General features: G+C 45.8%; 22 protein-coding genes and 1 other annotated feature. Of the genes, 18 read left to right on the top strand and 4 right to left on the bottom strand.

Annotated features, from left to right (window positions below; translation table 11 throughout):
- Positions 1 to 14: 14 nt before the first annotated feature.
- Positions 15 to 512 carry a hypothetical protein gene (locus tag BN162_RS08750; RefSeq protein ID WP_020224714.1) on the bottom strand — a complete coding sequence of 166 codons (498 nt, stop codon included), beginning with the start codon at positions 510 to 512 and terminating at the stop codon, positions 15 to 17.
- Between the two features lie 89 nt (positions 513 to 601).
- Entirely contained in the window at positions 602 to 1,660 is a 1,059-nt protein-coding gene (locus BN162_RS08745; RefSeq protein WP_020224713.1) for a branched-chain amino acid aminotransferase, read from the bottom strand.
- Between the two features lie 285 nt (positions 1,661 to 1,945).
- Positions 1,946 to 2,153: a binding site (T-box leader), on the top strand.
- A 117-nt stretch (positions 2,154 to 2,270) separates the two neighbouring features.
- Between BN162_RS08745 and BN162_RS08740 the strand changes: the two genes are divergently transcribed.
- The 12 genes from BN162_RS08740 to BN162_RS08685 all read left to right on the top strand — a co-directional run bounded on the left by BN162_RS08740 (position 2,271) and on the right by BN162_RS08685 (position 14,560).
- Entirely contained in the window at positions 2,271 to 3,911 is a 1,641-nt protein-coding gene (locus BN162_RS08740) for a peptide ABC transporter substrate-binding protein (protein WP_020224712.1), read from the top strand.
- A 299-nt stretch (positions 3,912 to 4,210) separates the two neighbouring features.
- Positions 4,211 to 5,857: a peptide ABC transporter substrate-binding protein gene (locus BN162_RS08735; RefSeq protein ID WP_020224710.1), complete on the top strand. Its 1,647-nt coding sequence runs from the start codon at positions 4,211 to 4,213 to the stop codon at positions 5,855 to 5,857.
- A 208-nt stretch (positions 5,858 to 6,065) separates the two neighbouring features.
- The gene (locus BN162_RS08730) at positions 6,066 to 6,989 is read left to right on the top strand and encodes an ABC transporter permease (protein ID WP_020224709.1); all 924 of its coding nucleotides are present in this window, start codon (positions 6,066 to 6,068) and stop codon (positions 6,987 to 6,989) included.
- A 13-nt stretch (positions 6,990 to 7,002) separates the two neighbouring features.
- On the top strand, positions 7,003 to 7,929 hold the full coding sequence (locus tag BN162_RS08725) for an ABC transporter permease (protein WP_020224708.1): 927 nt from the start codon (positions 7,003 to 7,005) through the stop codon (positions 7,927 to 7,929).
- Positions 7,930 to 7,942: 13 nt separating this feature from the next.
- The gene (locus tag BN162_RS08720) at positions 7,943 to 8,950 is read left to right on the top strand and encodes an ABC transporter ATP-binding protein (protein WP_020224707.1); all 1,008 of its coding nucleotides are present in this window, start codon (positions 7,943 to 7,945) and stop codon (positions 8,948 to 8,950) included.
- Complete coding sequence (locus BN162_RS08715) at positions 8,947 to 9,936, top strand: ABC transporter ATP-binding protein (protein WP_020224706.1); 990 nt, start codon at positions 8,947 to 8,949, stop codon at positions 9,934 to 9,936. Before BN162_RS08720 ends, BN162_RS08715 begins: the two co-directional genes overlap by 4 nt.
- A 115-nt stretch (positions 9,937 to 10,051) precedes the next feature.
- Positions 10,052 to 10,660 (top strand): DUF1963 domain-containing protein, encoded by a 609-nt coding sequence (locus tag BN162_RS08710; RefSeq protein ID WP_040451742.1) that lies wholly within the window; start codon positions 10,052 to 10,054, stop codon positions 10,658 to 10,660.
- Positions 10,638 to 10,883: a DUF1963 domain-containing protein gene (locus tag BN162_RS19260; protein ID WP_081587867.1), complete on the top strand. Its 246-nt coding sequence runs from the start codon at positions 10,638 to 10,640 to the stop codon at positions 10,881 to 10,883. The genes BN162_RS08710 and BN162_RS19260 overlap by 23 nt, the downstream gene beginning before the upstream one ends.
- A 197-nt stretch (positions 10,884 to 11,080) precedes the next feature.
- Entirely contained in the window at positions 11,081 to 11,401 is a 321-nt protein-coding gene (locus BN162_RS08700; RefSeq protein ID WP_020224705.1) for a PTS fructose transporter subunit IIB, read from the top strand.
- A 2-nt stretch (positions 11,402 to 11,403) separates the two neighbouring features.
- Positions 11,404 to 12,501, top strand: coding sequence for a PTS transporter subunit EIIC (locus BN162_RS08695; RefSeq protein ID WP_020224704.1), 1,098 nt, complete (start codon positions 11,404 to 11,406; stop codon positions 12,499 to 12,501).
- A gap of 1 nt (position 12,502) precedes the next feature.
- Positions 12,503 to 13,468, top strand: coding sequence for a DUF7916 family protein (locus BN162_RS08690; RefSeq protein WP_020224703.1), 966 nt, complete (start codon positions 12,503 to 12,505; stop codon positions 13,466 to 13,468).
- 15 nt (positions 13,469 to 13,483) lie between these two features.
- Positions 13,484 to 14,560, top strand: a complete 1,077-nt coding sequence (locus BN162_RS08685; RefSeq protein ID WP_020224702.1) for an SIS domain-containing protein — start codon at positions 13,484 to 13,486, stop codon at positions 14,558 to 14,560.
- Between the two features lie 374 nt (positions 14,561 to 14,934).
- Here the strand turns inward: BN162_RS08685 and BN162_RS08675 are convergent, their stop codons facing one another.
- The gene (locus tag BN162_RS08675; RefSeq protein WP_020224700.1) at positions 14,935 to 16,833 is read right to left on the bottom strand and encodes a BglG family transcription antiterminator; all 1,899 of its coding nucleotides are present in this window, start codon (positions 16,831 to 16,833) and stop codon (positions 14,935 to 14,937) included.
- 18 nt (positions 16,834 to 16,851) lie between these two features.
- Positions 16,852 to 17,298, bottom strand: coding sequence for a PTS sugar transporter subunit IIA (locus BN162_RS08670; protein ID WP_020224699.1), 447 nt, complete (start codon positions 17,296 to 17,298; stop codon positions 16,852 to 16,854).
- A 268-nt stretch (positions 17,299 to 17,566) separates the two neighbouring features.
- Between BN162_RS08670 and BN162_RS08665 the strand changes: the two genes are divergently transcribed.
- The 6 genes from BN162_RS08665 to BN162_RS08640 all read left to right on the top strand — a co-directional run bounded on the left by BN162_RS08665 (position 17,567) and on the right by BN162_RS08640 (position 23,279).
- Positions 17,567 to 18,205 (top strand): hypothetical protein, encoded by a 639-nt coding sequence (locus BN162_RS08665; protein WP_020224698.1) that lies wholly within the window; start codon positions 17,567 to 17,569, stop codon positions 18,203 to 18,205.
- Between the two features lie 136 nt (positions 18,206 to 18,341).
- Positions 18,342 to 19,028 carry a peptidoglycan-binding domain-containing protein gene (locus tag BN162_RS08660; protein WP_020224697.1) on the top strand — a complete coding sequence of 229 codons (687 nt, stop codon included), beginning with the start codon at positions 18,342 to 18,344 and terminating at the stop codon, positions 19,026 to 19,028.
- Between the two features lie 360 nt (positions 19,029 to 19,388).
- On the top strand, positions 19,389 to 20,219 hold the full coding sequence (locus BN162_RS08655) for an ABC transporter permease (protein WP_020224696.1): 831 nt from the start codon (positions 19,389 to 19,391) through the stop codon (positions 20,217 to 20,219).
- Positions 20,219 to 21,001 carry an ABC transporter permease gene (locus BN162_RS08650; protein ID WP_020224695.1) on the top strand — a complete coding sequence of 261 codons (783 nt, stop codon included), beginning with the start codon at positions 20,219 to 20,221 and terminating at the stop codon, positions 20,999 to 21,001. The genes BN162_RS08655 and BN162_RS08650 overlap by 1 nt, the downstream gene beginning before the upstream one ends.
- A gap of 10 nt (positions 21,002 to 21,011) precedes the next feature.
- A complete protein-coding gene (locus BN162_RS08645; protein WP_020224694.1) occupies positions 21,012 to 22,049 on the top strand; it encodes an ABC transporter ATP-binding protein in 1,038 nt (345 codons plus the stop codon).
- 171 nt (positions 22,050 to 22,220) lie between these two features.
- Complete coding sequence (locus BN162_RS08640; RefSeq protein WP_020224693.1) at positions 22,221 to 23,279, top strand: ABC transporter substrate-binding protein; 1,059 nt, start codon at positions 22,221 to 22,223, stop codon at positions 23,277 to 23,279.
- Positions 23,280 to 23,283: the final 4 nt, after the last annotated feature.

Raw genomic sequence — 23,283 nt, 5'->3', positions numbered from 1 at the left:
AGCCCAGCTCGCTTTTAATAGCGTTTAATAATCTTAATGGTAACTGAACATTTTCTGTAGGAACCTGTTTCGTCATTGCATCCAGTGGGCTGAGTTCTCTCAATACATTCTTTATGCTTTTGAAAGACAATCGTTCTTGGATGGCAAGCAGCATCACAGTCATCCAAAGTGGCATCGTCATCACAGTCACAATCGCAGTCACAGCCGCAATCACAGTCACAATCACAGTCACAATCACAGCCGCTGCCGCCAGTTTCTCCGCCAGTTTCTCCCCCGGTACATCCTCCGGTTTCACTCCCGGTACATCCGCAGTTCCATCCGCAGCCCTGATTTCCACCGCAGTTGCCATTGTCACAGCGGCATCCATCGTCACAGTCATCTTCGCAGCAATGATAAACAACCTCATTTTCTGCCTGTATCTGATCTTCCGGCGTATCCCAGCCATCATCGTCAAACAGAATACGCGGCTGGTGTTCCTTTCGCTGCTGTACTTTGATGTCAAGTTGATCCATAGGCTAATCCTCCCTTACTCTAATAACAGTGTATTCGGGGTTCGACAAGAAGTTACAAAATAATTAGAGAATGAAAAAGGATGGACGGATTAAACAATTTCGTGGGTCCAGCCGTAAGAATCGGGAATCCGGCCCCATTGGATGCCTGTCAGCGTATCATAGAGCCACTGGGTCAGCGGTCCGATTTTCTCGTTGTGGATTCGGATTGTCTCGCCCTTGTAATGAAGTTGACCAATAGGAGAGATGACTGCCGCAGTGCCAGTTCCAAATGCTTCTTCAAGTTGTCCAGTCCGTCCGGCATCCATCAATTCATCGATGGTCAGCGGCCGTTCTTTAACGGAAAGACCATGTTCACGCATCAGATGCAGAATTGAATCCCGGGTAATCCCCGGCAGAATAGTTCCATCTAACGGCGCTGTGATCAGCTGTCCTTTAATTTTGAACATTACGTTCATTGTTCCGACTTCTTCAACATATTTCCGTTCTTTTCCATCCAGCCATAAGACCTGAGAAAAACCACAACGCGCGGCTTGAGCTTGAGCGATAATGCTGGCGGCATAGTTGCCGCCGCATTTAACCGCGCCTGTACCGCCGGGAGTTGCTCGTATATATTCATCTTCAACATAGATGCGGACCGGATTCAATCCATCAGCATAATAGGCACCGACGGGCGAGAGAAGAATCATAAATTTGTATTTGCTGGAAGGATGGACACCAACTGCGGCTTCTGTCGCAAAAACAAATGGCCGGATGTATAACGACGATGGGGCAATCGGAACCCAATCTCGTTCAACTCGAAGCAAAGCTTCAAGGCATTCCAAAAATAAAGCTTCCGGAATTTCCGGCATGCATAAACGTTGATTGGATTGGATTAACCGCCGGGCATTCATTTCTGGACGAAATAATAAAATCCGTCCGTCTTCCGTGCGGTAAGCCTTTAGTCCTTCAAAGGTTTCCTGGGCATAGTGCAGCACCAGAGAAGCTGGATCCAGCTTCAGCGGTCCGTAGGGACGAATTTGAGCATCATGCCAGCCTAGCTGTTCATCATAATCCATCTCGAACATGTAGTCTGTGAAAATTTTGCCGAAACCAAAATCAGACTCGGGTTTGGGTTTAAGCTGAGCGGCGGGGATAAAATGAATATGCATCGCAATCATCCTTTCTGTATGAAATAATGAGAAAATAATAAACCAAAGCTGAAAAAAGTCAACGGATTTTTCATTAGATGAAAATTGTTTCTTTTGAGATCGAACAGATCAGGTGTGTAGTGGCTTGAAATATTTTTTGCACTGTTCTTCTATTGTTGCCATTAAATCAAAGAACCACTGGAAATTCTTGTTTCATTTCATTGATGGATGAAAGAATTTACAAGGGATGAAAAGATTTTAATTTGCGCTTGACAAGAGAGAGATGACGCTGTAAACTGGGGTTAATCAAAATCTGTGAACAGAAGAGTAGTTGTGGATAAGGTCTGAAGCGAGCGAACAAGGGTGAAAGGTTCGCGGCCCAACCATAATGAAGCGCATCTGGGAGATGGGATTCTGAATAAAATAGGAATTCACGTGTTTCCGCGTTAAGGATTGAGGGGGTTGACTCTTGCAGTCAGCAACTAGAATGGTACCGCGATCAATCGTTTCTAGATATTTGGAAACGATTTTTTTGTTATCAAGGACCGTCTATTGCTTCTGTTATCAGCATACCCTACGCTGGCGGGAGTTATTCTTCCGCGGGTTATACCAGTAAAGGAAGGGAAAGAAAATGAAAAAGCTAGGAATTATCCTCTGTGCGGCTATGCTTGTGTTAGTCAGCGCATGCTCTGGCGGCAACAGCAATTCCGGTACAACGATCGGAACCGATCCACAGAATCTGAAGGTTGCAATGGGCGGACAGATTACAACACTGGATCCAGGGTTGAGTACGGAAACCGTCAACAACTACATTCTTCGGCATACAACGGCAGGACTGTTTCGTCAGGATGAGGACAACAACATCGTTAATGATTTGTGCGAAAGTTATTCTGTTTCAGATGATGGTCTGACTTATACTTTCAAAATCAGAGAAGGAGTCGTATGGAGTGACGATCAGCCGCTGACTTCCAAGGATTTTGAATACGCGATTCTTCGGAATCTGACCTACGGCGCAGAAAATTCATGGGCAGTTTATTATCCGAGTTCCTATTTAAAAGGCGCGGAGGAGATTTTGGCCGACGATACGTTTGATCCGGAAAACAACACCATTGAAGGTATTGAAACACCAGATGATCAGACTTTGATCCTGAATCTGAAGAAGCCTTGCGCTTGGTTCCCGCAGATGCTGACCAACAATGTCTGGAAGCCGCTGCGTGCTGATTTCGCTGATCAGCATGAATCGGTATGGGCTCTGAAGCCAGGCTATCCGTCAGTTGGACCTTACCTTTTAGAAGAATGCAATGAAAATGAAAAAGCAATCATTGTTAAAAACGATAAGTATTATGATGCCGATTCGGTCATCATGCCTAAGATCACGTTCTTGGTTATGAGTGATACGGATGCGCAGGCGTTGGCGTTTAAAAACAGCGAGATAGATATTGCGCTCAATATTACGCCGACTTTGGCTGAAAATTATTCGAATCAAAGCGAAATTTGGAATAAGCCAGATGTTTCCAACTACTTCCTGGCAATCAATTCCGGTTCTACAGGTCCGGAAACAATGCAGAATGTCGATGTCCGCCGTGCTTTAGCGTTGGCGATTGATAAAGAAGCGCTGGTGACAGCCGTCGGCAGCAGTGAGTATTACAAAGTTCTCAATGGCTACATTCCGGAAGGATTAGCGGGAGCTGAAGGTGATTTCCGTTTGGAAGAAGATGCGAAGGAAAAATATCTGGAATATGATCCGGAAGAAGCGAAGGCCCTGCTGGCAAAAGCCGGTTACGATGAAAGCAATCCGCTGAAAATCGTTTACAAATATTCACAGACTCAGCTGCATGCCGACGTAGCTCAGATTTTGCAGCAGATGTGGGATAAAATTGGCATTGACTGCGAACTGACAGTCGTCGAGTCCGGCGTCTTCTATGATCAGATCGACAATGGTGACTTTGAAATCTGCCGATACGGCTACAGTGCCGGCGATGATCCATCACAGTATTTAAGCTTGTGGACAACTGGCCAGCAGGTCGTTGCCGCTGTGGATGATCCGGCATATGACAAGATGGTGGATGAAGCGGGATATCTTGTTGATCATGCAGAATACATGAATGCCCTGCATGCTGCTGAACGCTATCTGGTGGAAGAAATGGTCTATGTTATTCCGCTGTTCAACTACAATACACCTTGCCTGTTAAAGTCCAACATAAAGAATGTTCAGATGTGGGGACTCAATCCATACTACGGTGGTGTCAGCGTCGAAGCAGTGGCTGAGTAATCTTCAAGGAGTAAGGGTGGTTCACTCCATCCTTCTTCTTTTTAAAATGAAAATCTGCTTGCGAATAGGACTGACAGCAAATCAGAAAAATTCTTGCTTCCAGCAATGGGAAAAGCCGGAATTCAATCTGGAAATGAATTTAATAAATATCAGACTGCAATGATTAAGGAAGATGCGAAATAATGAAAATCCTGAAAATGTTTTCATGAAAACTTTATAAATATTTCATGAAAGTGTTGACATTTGATTCCTGGGGTGTAAAATTAAAAACAATCCAGAAAGAGAATGGGGGATTCTATATGAAAAAGTGGATCGCATTAGTTTGTTCCTGTATGCTTCTTATCGCAGGCTGTACGACCAAGCAAGAGGGAACGGCCGGCTCCGGCCAGCCGGCAACCGATGATTCAGTGAAAGCAAATGAACTGACTGTCGCAGTCGGAGCTCAGTTTACGACATTGGATCCGGCACTGAATTCCGAACTCATCAACGGGTATGTTATGCAGCATACTTACAGTACTTTATTTACTAAGGATGAGGAAAACAATCTGATTCCTGATTTGGCAGAAAGCTGTGAAATCAGTGAAGATGGTCTGACTTATACGGTAAAACTGAAAGAAGGAATTGAATGGAGCGATGGTGTTCCATTAACGGCTGAACATTTTCGTTACGGGATTGTCCGGGCTTTAACCTATGGCGCAGAAAACGCTTGGTCAATTTACAATCTGGTTACGTACCTGGATGGCGCAGCGGCGTATGAAAGCGATGATACTCAGGATGCAGAAACTCTGCAGATTCCTGGTGTTCAGGCAGTGGATGATACTACCTTGGTCTTCCAGCTGATCAAGCCGTGTGCATTCTTCAAGGCCTTGTTGAATTCCTATGCGTTCATGCCGGTTCGTGCCGACTTCGCACCCCAGCATGATTCCACGTGGTCTTTCACACCGGGCTATCCGAGCGTGGGTCCTTACACTTTGGAAGAATGCAATGAGAATGATAAGATTATTGTTGCAAAGAATGAAAACTACTACCGTGCTGATGAGATTACTCTGGATAAAATTACCTTCCAGGTTATGACAGATATGGATGCTCAGGCTCTGGCATTTAAGAACAATGATATTGATATCGCTCTGCGTGTGAATTCCACATTACCTTTAACCTATGAAAACAAAGATGAATTGTGGAAAGTTGAGAGTCCTTCAAATTACTTCTTAGTTGTTAATAGCGGTCCAACAGGTCCGGAATGGATGCAGGATGTCCGTGTTCGCCGTGCACTGGCACTGGCGATTGATAAAGAAGCTTTGGTCACAGCAGTCGGCGATCCTTCTTATTATGTACCGTTAGATGGTTATGTCCCGAATGGATTAAAGGGGTCAGAGAAAGATTTCCGTACCGAAAGTGATGAAAAAGAAAAATTCCTGGAATATGATCCGGAAGAAGCTAAAAATCTGTTGAAGGAAGCTGGTTATGATGAATCCAATCCGCTGAAGATTACGTATAAGTATTCTCAGACCACACTGCATGCGGACGTTGCGGCAGTTCTGCAGGGAATGTGGAAGTCGATCGGCGTAGAGTGTGATTTGGAAGTAGTCGAATCCGGCGTTTATTACAATCAGATTTTCAATGGTGACTTTGAAATTGCCCGTTATGGCTACACTGCCAGTGATGACCCATCCCAGTTTCTGACATTGTGGACAACAACGCAGCAGCAGACGCCAGCGGTGGATGATCCGGAATATGACAAGATGATGGATGCGGCGACTTACATTGTTGATTATAACGAGTACATGGAAGCATTGCATAACATTGAACACTATCTGGTTCAGGAGAATGTCTATGTGATCCCGCTGTTCAATTACGGCGATCCGATGCTGAAGAAAACATACGTTCAGAATACGACGCATGTCGGCGCTACGCCGTTCTATGGTTATTGCACGATCGAAAAGTAATGACTTTTTAGAGGTCTGGCTGTCCAGACCTCTTCCCCTGTCGGGGAAGCGATTGAAAAATCTTGATGGAAAATGTTTCAGAAAACTTTATGAAACAAATTGACAAGAGGTCTAAAAAAAGATAGAATAAAACCATTACAAAAACTTTGGATTCAGTCTGTCCGGTCATGATTGAATCGACAGTTTTTGCAGGAAAGGGGGCTTTTTAATGTTTAAATATGTATTAAAACGGATCGGCGTCGGAATTTTGACGTTGTTCATTCTGGCTACCGTTACCTTTTTTTTGATGAAGATCATACCAGGTTCACCCTTTGCCGGTGAAAATACGAAGATCCCGGCTTCGGTTCAGGAAAAGCTGATGGCGAAGTACAATCTGGACAAGCCGGTATTGGAACAGTATGTAATTTATATGAAAAATGCAGTTCGCGGGGACTTTGGCGTATCCACACAGCGCAAAGGCCGAAGCGTCAATGATATCATTGCGATCGGGATGCCGGTTACAGCCAAGCTGGGCTTTGTTTCCTTCGTTATTGCGATGGTTGTCGGAATCACGCTGGGAACGATTGCGGCATTTACCAAACACAAATGGGTCGACAATCTTGTTATTGCGATTGCGACGGCCGGTGTCAGTATTCCAGGCTTTCTCTTGGCGCTGCTGCTCATGATTGTGTTTGGCGTCTGGCTGCATATCTTCCCGATTGTCGGTTTGTCAAGCTGGAAACATTATGTGCTGCCGGCAGTTTCTCTGGCACTTTCGCCGATTGCGATGATTGCTCGTCTGACGCGGTCGAGCATGATGGAAGTTATGCGTCAGGATTATATGGTCTTAGCCCGTTCAAAGGGTTCCTCACAGTTAAAGGTTATCGTAAAGCATGGCTTGAAAAATGCAATGATTCCGGTCATCACCTATGCCGGACCGTTGATTGCGACGTTAATGACAGGGTCCTTTGTTATTGAAAGTCTGTTCTCAGTTCCGGGTATCGGAGCTGAATATGTTACCAGTATCTCCAACCGTGATTACACGATGATTATGGGGCTAACCATCTTCTTTGGCGCCTTCATTATCATTGCTAATATTATTACCGATATTTTAAACGCTGTCGTTGATCCGCGGATCAAGCTGGACAGCTAGAAAGGAGCTGGCGATGGAAGAAAAAGAACTGATGCTGGATGACAGCCTGTTTGAACCGCTGGACAGCAGTGAGAAAAACAATGAATTTATTGCCGTTGAAAGCAAAACCTATCTCCAGGACGCCTGGCGGCGTTTTAAGAAAAATAAGCTGGCTCTGTTCGGGCTCATCTTTCTGATTTTAATCACCTTGGCAGCGATCATCATTCCGATGGTTTCTCCATTTACCTACGACGGTCAGGATCTGGCCAACCGCAACGCTTTGCCGAATATGGTTCATTTGATGGGTACGGATAAATTAGGCCGGGATATTATGGTGCGGGTTATGTATGGCGCGCGCATCTCTTTGACAATTGGCTTTGTCGCTGCCTTTTTGAACCTAATCATCGGCGTCATCTATGGCGGAATCAGCGGCTTTGTCGGCGGGAAGGTGGATATGGTCATGATGCGGATTGTCGACTGCATCTATGCAATTCCCTCGATGCTCTATGTCATCCTGATTATGATGATTTTCGGGTCAAATATGTTCTCTGTTTTATTGGGGATATCGATTTCCTCCTGGGTTGGCATGGCCCGGCAAGTCCGTTCGCAGATTCAGACGCTGAAACAGCAGGAATTTTCTATGGCGGCATTTGTAATCGGCGCCAGTAAGAAACGAATCCTGTTTAAGCATCTGATTATCAACTGTATGGGACCGATTATTGTTTCGGCGACGCTGATGGTGCCTAACGCAATTTTCACAGAAGCGTTCCTGAGCTTTATTGGTATTGGCATCAGTGCTCCTCAGGCCAGCTGGGGTACTTTAGCTTCTGAAGCGCGCGGCTTGGTTCAGAGTTATCCAATTCAGATTATCTGGCCGGTTGCGGCGATCTGTCTGACCATGCTGTCACTGAACTTCATTGGTGATGGATTCGGCGAAGCCCTGGACCCGAAGAAGAGATAAGGAGGAGAAAACCATGAATGAACTGTTAAAAGTTGATCATCTGACCGTGGATTTCTCCACAGATCAGGGCACGGTTCACGCTGTGCGTGATGTTTCCTTCTGCGTTTATCCGCAAGAGGTACTGGGCATCGTCGGCGAATCCGGCTCCGGCAAAAGCCAGACGATGTATTCCGTTATGGGCTTACTGGCGGACAACGGCAAGATCATGGCAGAAGATATCCTGTTTGACGGTAAGAAAATCCATGAATCTGCATTTAAAAATCATTCGGAATATGAAAAGACGATGCAGCATATCCGCGGCAACGACATGGCGATGATTTTCCAGGATCCGATGACGTTTTTGAATCCAGTTCTGAAAATCGGAACACAGCTGATTGAACCGCTGCAGAATCACACCAAGATGTCAAAAAAGGAATGTGAACAAAAGGCAATTGAACTGATGCGTCAGGTCGGTATTCCTTCACCGGAAAAGCGGATGAATCAGTATCCTTATGAATTTTCCGGCGGAATGCGGCAGCGCATCATTATTGCGATGGCGCTCGCCTGCAATCCAAAACTGATCATTGCCGATGAACCGACCACAGCCTTGGACGTCACGATCCAGGCCCAGGTGCTGGAGCTGATTCAAGACATGAAGGAAAAGCTCGGTTCTTCTGTCATTATGATTACGCACGATCTTGGTGTTGTTGCCAGCCTGTGCAATCGGATTGCGATTATGTACGGCGGAAAGATTGTTGAGATCGGAACTGATAAAGAAATTTTCTATGAACCTAAGCATCCCTATACGCAGGGCTTACTGAACTGCATTAATAATCCGGAGGATGATGATAAAGATCTCCAGCCGATTCCGGGTTCTCCGCCGGATTTGCTAAATCCGCCGAAGGGCTGTCCGTTTGTCGACCGCTGCGAGAAAGCGATGAAGATCTGTAAGCAACAGATGCCGTCGGCCACCGCTTTTTCCAAGACGCACGAATGTGCCTGCTGGCTCAATGAATTGAAAAAAAGGGAGGGTAAAAAATGAATAACACTGAAGTCATTTTAAAAGTTACCAACCTGAAAACACATTTTGATGTCACAAAGGGCATGTTTGCCAAGAAGCAGATCGTCAAAGCCGTAGACGGCGTCAGCTTTGAAATTCATAAAGGTGAAACCTTTGGATTAGTGGGTGAATCTGGATGCGGCAAGTCTACGCTGGGCCGGACCATCGTTAAATTATATGAACCCACTGAAGGTACGATTGAATACAAGGGACAGGATATTACCAAACTGAAAGGCAAAGAACTGAAAGAGTTCCGCAAATCAGTTCAGATGATTTTCCAGGATCCATATGCATCCCTGAACCCGCGAATGACAGTCGGAGAAATTATTCGGGAACCGATGGATATCCACAATATATACAACAGCGCAAAAGAACGCGAAGACCGGGTCGTGGAGCTGTTAAAAATTGTTGGTCTAAAACCAGATCATATCCGTCGTTATCCCCATGAGTTTTCCGGCGGTCAGCGGCAGCGTATTTCCATTGCCAGAACCCTGGCTTTGAATCCGGAGTTCATCATCTGTGATGAACCGATTTCCGCATTGGACGTTTCCATTCAGGCACAGATTATCAATCTGTTGAAAAATATCCAAAAAGAAATGGGCATTTCCTACCTGTTTGTTGCGCATGATTTAAGCATGGTTAAGCACATTTCTGATCGGATTGGTGTTATGTATCTGGGCAACATGGTTGAGATTGGGGAAAGCAGCGATCTTTACCACAATCCAATGCATCCGTATACGAAGGCACTGTTGTCCGCTGTGCCGATTCCGGATCCGGAAATTGGCAAATCCAAGAAGCGAATCGTACTGCAGGGGGAACTGCCAAGCCCGCTGGATCCGCCGTCCGGATGTGCTTTCCGCACCCGTTGTCCCTATGCAACGGAAGAATGTGCCAAAGCGAAACCTCAGCCATCCATGATCAATGGCCGGCAGGTTTCCTGTTTCCAGTTTCAGGCAGGCATTAAATAAAAATCAGAATTGACACGGGATTTCGCAAGAGGTTCCGTGTTTTTCTTTTTTGTCTGTTACAGAAATAGGCAGAAATGAAAAAATAGAGTACAATAAGGAAAAGTTGAAGATTATAATGGAAAAACAAGCGTGGATTGATTATTTAAAAAGCCTGGAAAAAAATGCGATTACTGCGACAGCCTCACGTCAGCTGAAACCACCGACACAGATTCACACAAAGGTCGGCGGCATTCCGGATCGGCCACCTGATTTTGAATGGCCTTACTTTGAAAATTTAAGGAAGTGGCCGTATTCTTCCCGTCATCCGCTATCCTTTATCGCGCAGATCAGACTGGATGAATTGATTCCTTACAATATAGAGCATCTTCTGCCAAACCACGGTATTTTGTATTTCTTTTTTGATCTGGAAGCCTATGAAGATGTGGAATCATGGGTTAAAAATGTATTCTATTACGATGGTGATCTGGCGTTATTGAAACCCCATCCGCTGCCGGAAGGAATATCCGATGAGGGAAGATTTCCTGAATTCACGTTAAATTATCAAACCTTGCGGGATCATCCAAGCTGCCAGGTATATTGTAAATATTATGACAGGGAACAGAAGTATGAAAAATGGGATGAAAGCTATGAGGTTGATGCAGAAGAGGCCGGCTATGTGGCTCGTTCTATTTGTGATGATCGTGTTTTTAAACTGTTAGGTTATGGAGGATATCATCCAAAATGAGGTGCTCAGCAGTGCGGTTTATCAATATCAAAGTTTGTGTTCTGAGTCTCAGGAAGAAAGTCAGCCGCTGGATTGGATTAACTTATTCCAGACAGGCTTTTTGATCAGTTCTGACTGTCAGGAGTATTGGGGAGACAATGGGAGTCTTTATTTCTACATTCGCAAACAAAATTTCAAGTATAAAAACTTTCATCACGTTTGTGTTATGCACGAATGCGCTTGAGTTAGGTTAAATACAAAGATAAATCTGCCGACAATAATTTGTCGGCTTTTTTTATAAAAGCAGCAGACTTTGTACATAATTTGACCCGGATTGAGGATAAAAAATGGGCTCAGATTCTGTCCGAAAAGTAGCATGGATAAGCAATGAAGTATAAGGAAAACGCATTTACAATGAAAGTAAAGAAAGGAGGAGCCGTTATGAAAAAGAAAATTGTGGGATTATGCGCCTGTCCGGCAGGCATTGCCCATACCTACATCGTTGCTGACAAATTGGAAGGGGAAGCCAGACGGTTAGGCTACGAAGCAAAAGTTGAAACACAAGGCTTTGCCGGAATCGAAAATGAATTGACCCGACAAGATCTGGATGAAGCGTGCCTCATCATATTAGCCAATGACATTGCCATCAGTGGTGAGGAGCGATTTGAAGGTTATGAAACAAAAACGGTTCATTCCAGCATGCACGAAATACTCCATCATGCTCAAGAAGTTATCGAACGCTATTTTGAAGAGGAGGGATAATTATGAGCAAAACAAAGTGGCAACAAGGCTTTAATACATTTCAAAAACATCTGATGACCGGAATTGGCTACATGATTCCAGTCATTGTTGCTCCGGGAATTGTGATGGGTGTTGCTCAGGTCGCAGCATCGATGTTAGGCTTGGACATCAAATCCGCGGAAGCGCTAGTCAGCATGGATGCCCTAACTCGTTGTCTGGCCTGGATGCAGCAAGTGGCAGGACCTCAGTGCCGGGATCTGATGTATCCAGTACTGGCAGCCTATATTTCTTACTCGATAGCCAATCGAACTGGCCTGATTGTCGGCTTCTTTGGCGGCTTACTCTCCGTCCTGTCCGGCGCCGGTTTCTTTGGGGCAGTGATTACCGGCTTTCTCGGCGGCTATCTAATGAATTTCTTAAAGAAACAAATAAAGGTCAGCCGAACCTATTTACCGGTTATGAATATGGTCGTTTATCCATTAATCGGAACCCTGGCAATTTTTCTGGCTGCTTATTTTATCATCAATCCGCTGGGAAATTGGATTACTCAAAGCATCGTGTCATTAATTAATGTTATTGGTAATCTGGGAGGCGTGGCGATTAGTTTTATCTTGGCGGCAGGCAATTCCTTTGATATCGGCGGACCGGTTTCTAAAGGTTTTATGGCCATTACACTGCAGCTAGCTGATGCTGGATTCTCAAAAGGTCCTTTATCCATCGGTTCTGTAGTTCCAGCAATAGGATTTGGATTTGCGACTTTGCTAGATAAGTTTGTTTTGCGCAAACACCTGTTTACAGAAGATTTGCAGGCCAGCGGAACGCCGGCCCTGATATTAGGTTTGCTGTGTGTTGCCGAAGGAGGTCTGCCCTTGCTGCTGTCGGACCTGCTGTTTATGATCCCCATTAATTGCTTGGGCGGAGGACTTGCTGCGGCCAGTGCCTACCTGTTTGGAGTACACATGCCGAAAACTGTACCTGGAGGCATTCTTGGCGTACCCCTGATGGAGAAACCCTTGCTTTATATTCTTTCCATTCTGATCGGTGCCTTGACGGTCGCAGCATTGATTTTATTACGGAGAATGCGTCTGGCTAAAAAATTTCAAAATGAGAAGGAGGCTTAAAATGACACAAAAACGATTCTTATCCGCGACCCCCAGCGAACTTACCGCGATGACTCCGGTTGAGCTGTTAAGTGCAATCCGGATGTCTGAAGGCCGGATCATTCGCGCCGCAGCCCGGATCCGCGGTGCAAATATGATTGATCATGTAACGAATGCAGAATTAGCAGCTGCTTTTGGTGCAGATATTGTAAATATTGATACTTTCGATCCTTTTAACCCTTATATTCCAGGGTGGCCCAGCAAAGATCCAGCTCTGGATGAAGTGACAGAGCAAACAGTTCAAATTCCGTTGGGACGAGGATATACATTTCAGGAAATCAGCGAGATTGTGGGGCGACCTCTGTCTATCCTCATGTTTGCATGCAATCCTGAGGATAGGCAGCGAACAGAGCAGGTCTATGGCAAAGGGATTGTTGCGACAGTCGATAGAATGATTGAAGCCCGTCGTTTAGGCGTTAAACATATTTGTGTATCGGGTTGGGCACACCTTGAATCTTTTGTCGAATTGTTTACCGCCGTCCGCAAGGAACTTGGTGATGATTTGATTCTTCAGTTTAATCGTCCCCACGGACCTGGCATTTTGAATCAAAAAGCCGGATTTAAGGAATTGATCACAGAAGCTGAGATCGTCGCTTTTATTCAGGCCGGCGTGAACATTGTTGGGATTCCAGCTCCCGGTTCTCTGCCAGGATGGGATTTGACGCGATGCAAACACTTTGTTGATTTGATTCATGAATACGGTGCCTTGGCTTCGCTGGGTGTCCATACATCACAAGAAGGTTCGTTTCCTCAGACTGTGGAACAAATCGCTCTTTACGCGAAAATGGCCGGAGCCGACATTCACGATTTAGGAGATTCCGGCTATAACGAACAGGTTCCGGATCCGCTGAATATTTTCCATTATTCAATGGCAATCCGTGGCCGCCGGCATACGTATCGCAGAATGGCCATGTCGAACAGACGATAGGAGGAATAGAAGACAATGCTTCCATTAATACAATGGATTGAACGCGTTCCGGAAAAAGGACGCTTATTAATCAAAACCCGCAAGCAAAATCTGCAGCCTTTGCTGGATTACCTCAAAGATCAATTGGAAACCATCAATGAACTTGTTTATGTAGGTTCTGGAAGTTCTTTTAATTCCGTGATGAGTGCTAAAGGATGGATAGAACAAATCACGCGATTGAAGGTCAGCGTTATGACTCCGAATGAATATCTGTATGATCGCACAGTTCGTAATCCTAAAGCACTGACAATTTTTCCTTCCCAATCCGGGACTTCGGTGACGACCCGGAAAGCACTCCAGTTTGCTCAGCAGCAAGGTTTGCTGAATGTCGCTGTAACACAGAATCCTCAGCAGTACATGTCACAAGAATGCGGTGTTCATGTGGACATGATGTGTGCCGATGAAGAGTATAAGATGCGGACAGTGGGTTATGTTTCGGGAATTCTGATTCAGCTTTTGATCGCAGTGGAAATCGGCTTGAAAAAAGGAACAGTTACGCCGGAACAAGAAGAAAAGTGGATCGGTCAGATGGAGGCAGCTTTGGCAAGCTGGCCGGAAATCGAAGAAAAAACAAAGACTTGGTTTAAAAACAATCAAAATCAGCTTTTAGGCTCATCCATGTTTGCTGTATATGGAATTGATGGTTTATGGGGTGTTGCCTTGGAAGGGGCACTGAAATTGATTGAAATCGGGAAGACAATGGCCATAGGCTATGAATTGGAAGAAGGAATGCATGGACCGACTTTAGGTTTTCATCCCCAGCTCTGTGTGTTGGTGATGAATGACGGCGGTCGGGAAACGGAGCGTGCCCGAGGTCTGGCTCGATTTGTGAAATGTGAATTCGGCAATGGTTTTCTGATTGGCGCCAATCCGGTGGATGAGACCGATCTGGCTTGGACGCCTCAATCGGAGTTTCCAGCCTTGGAATTTCCTTGTGTCTTTCAAGTGCTGAGCTGGTGTTTGGCGCAAGCAAAGGATGTCGATCTAACGCTGCCAATTGCCCAAAACGAAAAGCCTTATTTCCAAACGCATCAATATACGGAGAAGCTTTAATTGAATCGGAATGATTGAAGTATGGAACGGAGGGAGTTTTGCAGACGCTTTTCATGTTCTTGAAGCCATGAACAATGAGTCTTCAGGTAAAAAGTAAATATAAAAAAATTAAGAAACTAAACATAAGTGCTGAAATCAGATACGGCAGTGCTTATGTTTTTTTTCAGGATATCCAGGTCATGGCAGAGAAAAAGACTGGGATTCAAAGTGGAATTGAAGATCTTTCTATCAATCAGAATCATACAGTCTTTTCTAGGATTTCGTTTATGTGTCTGTTTAAGACTTTTACTGAATTTACAGCTCGGTCTCGATCGTTTTTTATTTTCGATTCTATCGAAAGCTTGCAGCGGATAATGGATGATCGATTTTTAAGTTTAGAGTTCTGTTTCAATACTTTCAAATAAAATGCGCAGGAAATCATCAGCCTGTGTTTGTTGAATTAATCGCTGAACCTTATCGGAGTCTTGGATTAAGCGGTAAATCATGGGAAACACACATTTATTCTTCTTAACTGCAGGATTAATGATTCCTACAAAAACTAACTGAACATGAGCAGTCCCCCAAGCCACAGGTTCTTTTAATATACCCACTGCTAGCATGGTGTCAATCGGAACTGACAGAAAACAATGCGGAATCGCAACTTTTTCTGTGATCTCAGTTGAAGACATGGCTTCCCGTTCTTTGATGGCGGTGGCAAAGGCTTCGCTGATCAATCCGGTCATCACCATAGAATCTGTTAAGTGATTCAAGGCTTCATCTTTGTTATTTCCAGGAATATCCGGGAAAAACAATTCACTGCGAAATAAAGAACGCAAATATTGCAGGGATGTATAATTGTTAATCATAAATTCGACTTTTTGAATATCGCTGGCTGTGACCATTGGACTGATCAGAACTGCCGGAAGCTGAATTTCCGTCATGGACAGCGGAACGGTTGTGATAATGAAATCAGCGCTCAGAGTTGGAGTATCAAGCAGCTCATAGGAGGCAAGCACGGCCTGGATAGCTAATTGTGGGATATTCCGGCTTAAGCGCAGCCGAATGAGTTCAGAAGTCCCCATTCCACTGCCGCAGACAATAATTGTCCGGCATAAAATTGTCGGCCGCTCTTTTTCTAAGGCTGCTGCAAAATGCAGAGCAATGTAGCCAAGATCATCGTCATTGATTGCCAGCTGATGCTTCTCTTTCAGCATTTCACAGCCAATTAAAGAATAATTATAAGCTTCAACATACTGAGATTTGATCAATGAAATCAGCGGATTGGGTAAAGTTGCTTTCAGATAATAGCGGGAAAACGAGGCGTATAAATGGGTCATCAACGCTTTTTTTAAGGTTTCATCACTACGGAAATCGACCTTGCAGAGATTCAAAATATTATTCAGCATATCCTCTACCAACTCTTTCAGCCAAACTGCAGAATCCAAGACCTCTGACTGAAGGGCTTGAGTGCGATTGCCGATAATTGAGGCAAAGTATAAGCGTTCTTCATCACGGATGAGGACTTGATCGCAAAAAAGGTTCAGAATCGCAGAAGCGGCACGCTGAACTGTTGGCTGAAGAGTTTCGCTTAAGTGCGGAATAGAAAGATGGATCAGCGCACCGTTGTGAATTCGGCACAGACTCACCATTAAATATTTGAGACAGTAATGCACAAGATCTTCTTCAGGAGGAATACCTTCTTCCTTCAGTATTTGACAGATTTGACTTGTTGACTGACTGAGCGAAAACGGCATGCTTGCTAATAATTCAGGTTCTGCAGAGAGAAAGGAGGCTGTAACAAACAGCGTTTTTACCATAAAATTGCGAATGTCAATTTCGTTTCCTGCAATGTAATACCCATAATAAGGTCGATTGGCTAACTGAATTCCGTTCTCCTTCAGCGTTGCTTTTACTTCAATCATTAATTTGTTGAGTGTTGAGCGAGAGATATAAAGTTGATCAATCATTTCGTTCTGAGATAAAGTTGAATGAACTAACAGGTTTTTTAAAATCTCGAATTGCAGCTCACCACTGTTTTCAGAGAATTCAAAAACTTTTGTTTTTTCCCGCAGAAAAGCCTCAAAAAGAAGGGCATCGCGGACTTCCAGATGGTAGCCAGTCTTATCAGAAAGGATACAGGCGCCGTGCTTTTCCATCCGCGGGATCAGTTCGGCGATGTAACGTTTACAGGTGCGGGGAGACAGTTTGAGCTGCTGAGCCAGCATACCGCTGGTCAGCGGATGGTGCTGTTGGTTCAGCAGCTTGATCAGCTGAAACATTTTTCCGTTCAGCATGGAGCTCACCTCCTTGCATTACAGCTGAATATCGTTGAATAAAGTACAGATGTCGCTTACTTTGTCAAGCGAGCGAAGCTGGCCGACAAAAGTTTCATCGATCAATTTGCGCGCAAGCTGGGATAATAATTTAATGTGAGTATTCTCAGCATTGGATAGGGGAACAGCCAAGACGAGAACCAAATCAACTTGTTCATCAGGACTCCAACAGATCGGCTGCTCCAGATGGGCAAAGAAGACAGAAGGCCGGCGAATGGCTTCCAATCGACAATGAGGAATAGCGATTCCATCGCCGACACCGGTGGAAAATTCAGCTTCGCGATCCCATAATCCGTGGAGAAAGATTTCAGCATTTTCTATAATTTGTGCTTCTGCCGCCCATTGACTGGCTGCTTGAAACAGGGATTCTTTGGTCGTGAGCGAACAGTGCAGATGAATATAATCAGATTTGATAATTTCATTCATAATGGTTACTCCTTATGAATGTATTGTAATAACAAGGAAGGAGAACTTCATTTTCTACTTTTACGCTGCAGGGTGACAGAAAAAAGGAAGCCTGAATTTCAATAACAAGGGTAGTATAACAAAGATCATCCTCGTTTAAGCGCTGGCAATAATTGGAAAAAAAGAATAAGGTTCAGTCAGTTCGGAACTTGATTCGAAAAATTGACCTGTTTTTAGCAGCTTTTAATGTATAATTAAAGACAACAAGAGCGGTGCGAAGGGGGATTCAATGCGGCATCCATTTTATGAATATTTGTCCCGGAAAGGGTGGACGTATAATCAGTTAGAAACATTGTGGGCACATAATCGAAGACAGAATCTCTGGGCTCTTATTATGATTAGCCTTGGCGGCGTTATGTTTTGGTATTCCCATCATGATGTAAAGCCGGAGCTGCCGCAAGTGATCCATTTTCCGAATCATTACGTGGCTGAGGAAACGGTGGAAAAAAAAGATCGCTGGCAGGATGCTCGCGGCGATCAGCGCTATCAATGCATTCTCAGCGGCCATTTGGCAGAAACGGATCAATGGATAAATTGGGATTTGACAGTGATTGAATTTCAGGAAGAAAGCGATCCTCTCTTAGGCTATCTGCGGGAGATGGGAATGATCATTAACCAAGCCCAGTTTCAGGCAAATCAAGCTAATTCTTATCTTGATCAGCGACCCGGATTGGAAATGTTGGATGCCGGTCAATGGAATTGTGACCGAGCTTATTTGGATACCAGTGAGCAGCGGCGGAGTAGCGTCTATCTGCTTTCAGAAAACCGGGTCATCGTTTTTCGATTTACTCCGTCGATGGAATTGTCAGCGGAGCTCATGAAGCAGCTCAGCGCTGTTTTCACAAGAACGGACTTGTTTAAATCCTGAGTTTGTGAACGGAATGGATTTCAAGTGAGGTCATCGAACTGATTTATTTGTTTTTTAATTTCTTAATTCAGAAATCCGGCGTTTATCCACGCCGTTTTTCTTTTCCTGCATAGACATGAATGAGGAGGTGAGATCAATGGCGAAAATACTGATTTATGATCCGGATACCAATCAGATTTATGTCGAGTGGCGAGAGGAAAGTGATCCGATGCCGTATTCTTATGGCCGAACCTTATTGGTCAGGGAATTTCGCGGTTCCAGCCGGTCTACGGTTTTCTGGACCACGACGACCGCGATGGAAGCCTGGAACGCAACCCGCCGGACGTATGGAGCGGCGATTCCAGTCGGCTATGCGTTTAAGCGAATTTGGGAAGGCGGTCACGGTCTGCAGTCACAGCATTATGTCGGCGTATCCTTTGACGTTGGGCAGCGGCTGTCCCAATCCCAGCGCAATCAGATCTGGCGGACAGCGAACAACCTCGGCGTGTGGGGATATGTCGAACCTCTGTCCATGACGCCGACCTGGGTTCATTTCGACCGCCGTTATGCACGCGGTGCCTGCGGCGGCACATCCGGCTTCCCGACACTGCGCGAGGGTGCCGTCGGCTGCTATACCCTGGTGCTGCAGGATGCGCTGAATGCTTTAGGGTATTCCACGCGCTGGCTGGATGGAAAATTCGGCAACGCAACCCGAACAGCGCTGATTCAATATCAGCGCGACAACGGCTTAGGCGCCGATGGCATTGCCGGATGCAATACGTGGAAAAGAATTGCGGCGGAAGTCGTCGGCATCGGACGCACTCCGACGGTGATTGATCCGTAAGAAAAGCTTCAAGGCAGGCATCTGCCTGTCTTACATCGAAAAAGAAGCAGAAAACAAGAATGAGAGAGGGGAGAAATTCCAAACTATTAATGTGGAAAAATACGGTAATCCCGCTCAATGAAGGCGTTTTCTTGCTGAAAGAACGAAAAAAAACAAATGAAAGTTAATTTTCAACTTTGCAAAAAACATTTCTATGCTATAATCATTGAGTCTTATCGTATATCTTCACAGGGAACAGCGTGAAGAGTTTCTACCCAATGGCTATATATTGGACTACGATAGAACTCCAGGGGTAATTTTTGCCTGTGACTTCTATCGGACCGATAGAAGTTTTTTATTTGAAATCAGGAAGGGGAACTCATGAAAAAACAGTCAACAATCCTGCTGATCGCGCCGATCACGATCCTGCTTGTGGTCGTGCTGATCCTTCCGCTTCTGGCGGTGCTGCTGCCGACCGTATGGGAAGGCGGTGCGGTGACGCTAAGCCGCTATCTTTCCTTTTTCCAGGATCCGTATTACATCAAAATCTTTGTCCGGACCCTGCGGATCGCCTTGATCTGCACGCTGGTCTGCATGATCCTGGGAATTCCGACGGCGTATTTTATCTCCCGTGTTTCTAAAAAATGGCGTGGGATTCTGATGTCCATTGCGTTGTTTCCGATGCTGACCAACTCCGTGATCCGGGCGTTTGCCTGGATCAACATCCTGGGCAAGAACGGAATCGTCAATCAGATTCTGACTGCTCTGCATGTAGTAGATCAGCCGCTGTCGATGCTGTACACTGAATTCTCGGTTCTGATCGGAACGATTTATCTGTTTCTGCCTTTGATGATCATCACGCTGGTCGGGGTCATGGAGAATATCGACAACGATATGATGGAAGCGGCGGAAAGTTTAGGTGCCAGCCGGCTGCTTTCCTTTGTCAAGGTGATTCTGCCGATGTCGATTCCCGGTATCATCACTGGTTCAGTGCTAGTCTTCACCGGCGCTATGACAGCGTATACGACGCCGCAGTTATTGGGCGGGCCGAAAAATATGCTGCTGTCGACACTGATCTATCAGCGGGCCATGACGCTCAACGACTGGACCGGCGCCAGCGTGGTTGCGTTAGTCATGATCGTCACGACGCTGATTGTCATGAAGGGGCTGAATTTTGTTGCCGATCGTTTGGATAAGCGGGGTGAAAACTGATGCGTAAAAATAAATTTCTGACATTCTATGCCTGTCTTGTCTTCGGCTTTCTGTTTCTGCCGCTGGCGATCATTGCCGTAACGGCATTCAACACGGCGCCGACGATCAGTTTTCCGATCTCCGGTTTCACGCTGAAATGGTTTGCCAACGTCTTTGCGACGAAATCCTTTCTCAGCGGATTTCAGCTCAGCTTCATGCTGGCGATTGTTGCCACGTTGATCGCGCTGTTAGTCGGTGTGCCGGCAGCTTATGCGCTCAGCCGCAACAGTGTTAAAGGAAAAAAGCTGCTAAAGAGCTTCTTTCTCTCACCGACGATCATTCCGGGAATCGTTGTCGGTTATTCGCTGTATCAGTTCATCGTACTGAAGATGAAGCTGCCTGTCATGCAGGGACTTTTGATCGGCCACTTTCTGGTCGTTTTGCCGTATGTCATTCGAGTTGTCGGCTCAGCTTTGGAGCAGTTTGATTTCTCGATTGAGGAAATGGCCTGGACGCTGGGCTGCGGAAAGGTCAAGGCTTTCTTCAAAGTTGTGCTGCCGAATATTTCTTCGGGCATTGTTGCAGCGTTTATGCTGGCATTTATCAATTCTTTCAACAACATTCCGGTTTCAATGTTCCTGAGCGGTCCAGGTGTGCGGACATTGCCGACCGCCTTGATGAATTACATTGAATATTTCTATGATCCGACCGTATCGGCAGTCAGCGTCTTGTTGATGGCGGCGACGATCGTTATCATGTTTGTAGTTGAGAAGACACTGGGCATCGGGGCCCTGACGAAGTAGGAGGAAAAGCATGTCAAAGGTAACCTTAAATGATATCAACGTCAGCTATGACGGCAAAACTCAGATCCTCAAGGGCCTGAATTTAGAGATCGGCGAAGGCGAACTGGTTTCTCTGCTGGGGCCTTCCGGGTGTGGGAAAACAACGACACTGCGGGTCATCGCCGGGTTCATCATTCCCAGCAGCGGTCAGCTGCTTGTCGATACCGAGGAAATGACAAAAGTTCCGGTGCATAAACGGAATTTCGGACTGGTCTTTCAGAGCTATGCTCTGTTTCCGCATCTGAGTGTTTATGAGAACGTGGCGTTCGGCTTAAAGCTGCGCAAAATGGATAAAAATGAAATGGACCGTAAGATCAAGGAAATTCTTGAAGTCTGCGATCTGACAGAATATGCCCAGCGTTTTCCGAAACAGCTTTCCGGCGGTCAGCGCCAGCGGGTAGCTCTGGCCCGTGCGTTAGTCATCGAACCACGCCTGCTGCTGTTGGATGAACCCTTGTCCAATTTGGATGCCAAACTGCGTCTGAACATGCGGGTTGAAATCAAGCGGCTGCAGAAAAAGCTGGGGATCACCACGGTGTTCGTTACGCATGATCAGGAAGAATGCTTCTCGATTTCCGATAAAGTCGCCGTCATGAATGGCGGGGTGATCGAGCAGTTTGGGACGCCGGAAGAAATTTATTCCCGGCCGAAAACAGAATTTGTTGCTCGGTTTATTGGCTTTGAGAATTTCATCAAACTGCGCAGAAAAGCAGCGCAGACGTATGTGGCTGAAGATGGATCGGTCTTTGCTGTGGAGAAGGATGGCGGACAGGAAGAATGTCTGGGAACGATCCGTCCAGACGATATTCAGATCGTCAGCTCCAATGATACGGGCAGCAATACAATTTTGGCTAAAGTCGAAGTCCGCACTTATTTGGGCAAAAGTTATCAGTATGAGCTGAGCACGCCGATTGGCCGATTGGTTGTCAACGACGGTTCCGGCAACCTGGTCAATGCCGGTGAAACGATGCGGATCATGCTGCCAAGCACGAAGATTGTTTTGGTCTGAGAATCAGATTGGTATTGATTCGGGCAGGAAGACGGCTGATTTTGAAAACAGGTTTTTAGCTTCTGAGAAACGGCCGCAGGGAGAACGAAATTTCCCTGGAAATTTCAGCGGCAGTTCCATTCTCAGAATTAAAATAGAAAAACAAGCTGAACATTTTAAGGAGGAAAGAAAATGAAAAAGCTGATGATTTCGCTCTGCGCTCTGGCCATGATTGCGGCTGTGAGCGGCTGTTCCAGCAAACCGGCAGGGGATGGCAAGACAGAAGGACAGCGCACGCTGACCGTTTCCACCTGGGGTTTAAGTGAAGACGTGCTCGTTGAAGATGTGTACGGCCCGTTTGAAGAACTGTGCAACTGCAAGGTAATTCTGGAAACTGACACAACGGCCAATCGTTATACCAAGCTGTCCACCAATCCGGATTCAACGGTTGATGTCATTGAACTGTCTCAGGCAGCCGCCGCTAATGGCTATGTTGCGGACCTGTTTGAAAAGATTGACACAACACAGATTCCAAATCTGGAAAACATCATCGACGGAGCGAAAGCCACGGTTGCCCAAGGATATGGCCCGGCCTATACGCTCAACAGCATCGGCATTATCTATGATAAGGAAGCAGTCGGCTTTGAAATCACAAGCTGGTCGGATCTGTGGAAACCGGAGCTGGCGGGGAAGCTGTCGATTCCGGAACTGTCCACCACCTTTGGCCCGGCCATGGTCTATCTGGCTTCGGATTACAAGGGTGTTGATATTACATCCGATGACGGTGCTGCGGCTTTTGAAGCGCTGAATGAACTGAAACCGAACATTGTCAGAACCTATTCCAAGTCCAGCGATCTGGCCAATATGTTTGCGGCTGGTGAAATTGCGGTTGCGGTTGTCGGCGACTTCGGCGTTCCAGTGATCCAGAATGCTGCACCAAGCACAGAGTTTGTCGTTCCTGCGGATTACACCTATGCGAACTTCAATACAATTGATATCAACAAGAATTCCAAGAACAAGGATTTAGCGTATATGTATATCAACTGGCGGATTTCCCAGGAGCTGCAGTCCGTTACAGCTGTGACGCTGAACGAAGGCCCGGTAAACAAGAATGTCGAACTGACACCGGAACAGGCCGCCAACATGACCTATGGCGAAGTTGCGGAACGGGCGAAATCGATTGACTATTCGTTTGTTAATCCGCTGATGGCGCAATGGACGGACCAGTGGAACCGTACGATCAACAACTAACTGA

Source organism: Holdemania massiliensis AP2, from assembly GCF_000327285.1.
Taxonomy (GTDB): domain Bacteria; phylum Bacillota_I; class Bacilli_A; order Erysipelotrichales; family Erysipelotrichaceae; genus Holdemania; species Holdemania massiliensis.
This window is presented reverse-complemented; position numbering and strand designations above follow the sequence as displayed.

Excerpts from the sequence above, each read along its gene's own strand:
- BN162_RS08750 (WP_020224714.1), bottom strand. The coding sequence starts at position 512 with ATGGATCAACTTGACATCAAAGTACAGCAGCGAAAGGAACACCAGCCG.
- BN162_RS08745 (WP_020224713.1), bottom strand. The coding sequence starts at position 1,660 with ATGCATATTCATTTTATCCCCGCCGCTCAGCTTAAACCCAAACCCGAG.
- BN162_RS08740 (WP_020224712.1), top strand. The coding sequence starts at position 2,271 with ATGAAAAAGCTAGGAATTATCCTCTGTGCGGCTATGCTTGTGTTAGTC.
- BN162_RS08735 (WP_020224710.1), top strand. The coding sequence starts at position 4,211 with ATGAAAAAGTGGATCGCATTAGTTTGTTCCTGTATGCTTCTTATCGCA.
- BN162_RS08730 (WP_020224709.1), top strand. The coding sequence starts at position 6,066 with ATGTTTAAATATGTATTAAAACGGATCGGCGTCGGAATTTTGACGTTG.
- BN162_RS08725 (WP_020224708.1), top strand. The coding sequence starts at position 7,003 with ATGGAAGAAAAAGAACTGATGCTGGATGACAGCCTGTTTGAACCGCTG.
- BN162_RS08720 (WP_020224707.1), top strand. The coding sequence starts at position 7,943 with ATGAATGAACTGTTAAAAGTTGATCATCTGACCGTGGATTTCTCCACA.
- BN162_RS08715 (WP_020224706.1), top strand. The coding sequence starts at position 8,947 with ATGAATAACACTGAAGTCATTTTAAAAGTTACCAACCTGAAAACACAT.
- BN162_RS08710 (WP_040451742.1), top strand. The coding sequence starts at position 10,052 with ATGGAAAAACAAGCGTGGATTGATTATTTAAAAAGCCTGGAAAAAAAT.
- BN162_RS19260 (WP_081587867.1), top strand. The coding sequence starts at position 10,638 with ATGGAGGATATCATCCAAAATGAGGTGCTCAGCAGTGCGGTTTATCAA.
- BN162_RS08700 (WP_020224705.1), top strand. The coding sequence starts at position 11,081 with ATGAAAAAGAAAATTGTGGGATTATGCGCCTGTCCGGCAGGCATTGCC.
- BN162_RS08695 (WP_020224704.1), top strand. The coding sequence starts at position 11,404 with ATGAGCAAAACAAAGTGGCAACAAGGCTTTAATACATTTCAAAAACAT.
- BN162_RS08690 (WP_020224703.1), top strand. The coding sequence starts at position 12,503 with ATGACACAAAAACGATTCTTATCCGCGACCCCCAGCGAACTTACCGCG.
- BN162_RS08685 (WP_020224702.1), top strand. The coding sequence starts at position 13,484 with ATGCTTCCATTAATACAATGGATTGAACGCGTTCCGGAAAAAGGACGC.
- BN162_RS08675 (WP_020224700.1), bottom strand. The coding sequence starts at position 16,833 with ATGCTGAACGGAAAAATGTTTCAGCTGATCAAGCTGCTGAACCAACAG.
- BN162_RS08670 (WP_020224699.1), bottom strand. The coding sequence starts at position 17,298 with ATGAATGAAATTATCAAATCTGATTATATTCATCTGCACTGTTCGCTC.
- BN162_RS08665 (WP_020224698.1), top strand. The coding sequence starts at position 17,567 with ATGCGGCATCCATTTTATGAATATTTGTCCCGGAAAGGGTGGACGTAT.
- BN162_RS08660 (WP_020224697.1), top strand. The coding sequence starts at position 18,342 with ATGGCGAAAATACTGATTTATGATCCGGATACCAATCAGATTTATGTC.
- BN162_RS08655 (WP_020224696.1), top strand. The coding sequence starts at position 19,389 with ATGAAAAAACAGTCAACAATCCTGCTGATCGCGCCGATCACGATCCTG.
- BN162_RS08650 (WP_020224695.1), top strand. The coding sequence starts at position 20,219 with ATGCGTAAAAATAAATTTCTGACATTCTATGCCTGTCTTGTCTTCGGC.
- BN162_RS08645 (WP_020224694.1), top strand. The coding sequence starts at position 21,012 with ATGTCAAAGGTAACCTTAAATGATATCAACGTCAGCTATGACGGCAAA.
- BN162_RS08640 (WP_020224693.1), top strand. The coding sequence starts at position 22,221 with ATGAAAAAGCTGATGATTTCGCTCTGCGCTCTGGCCATGATTGCGGCT.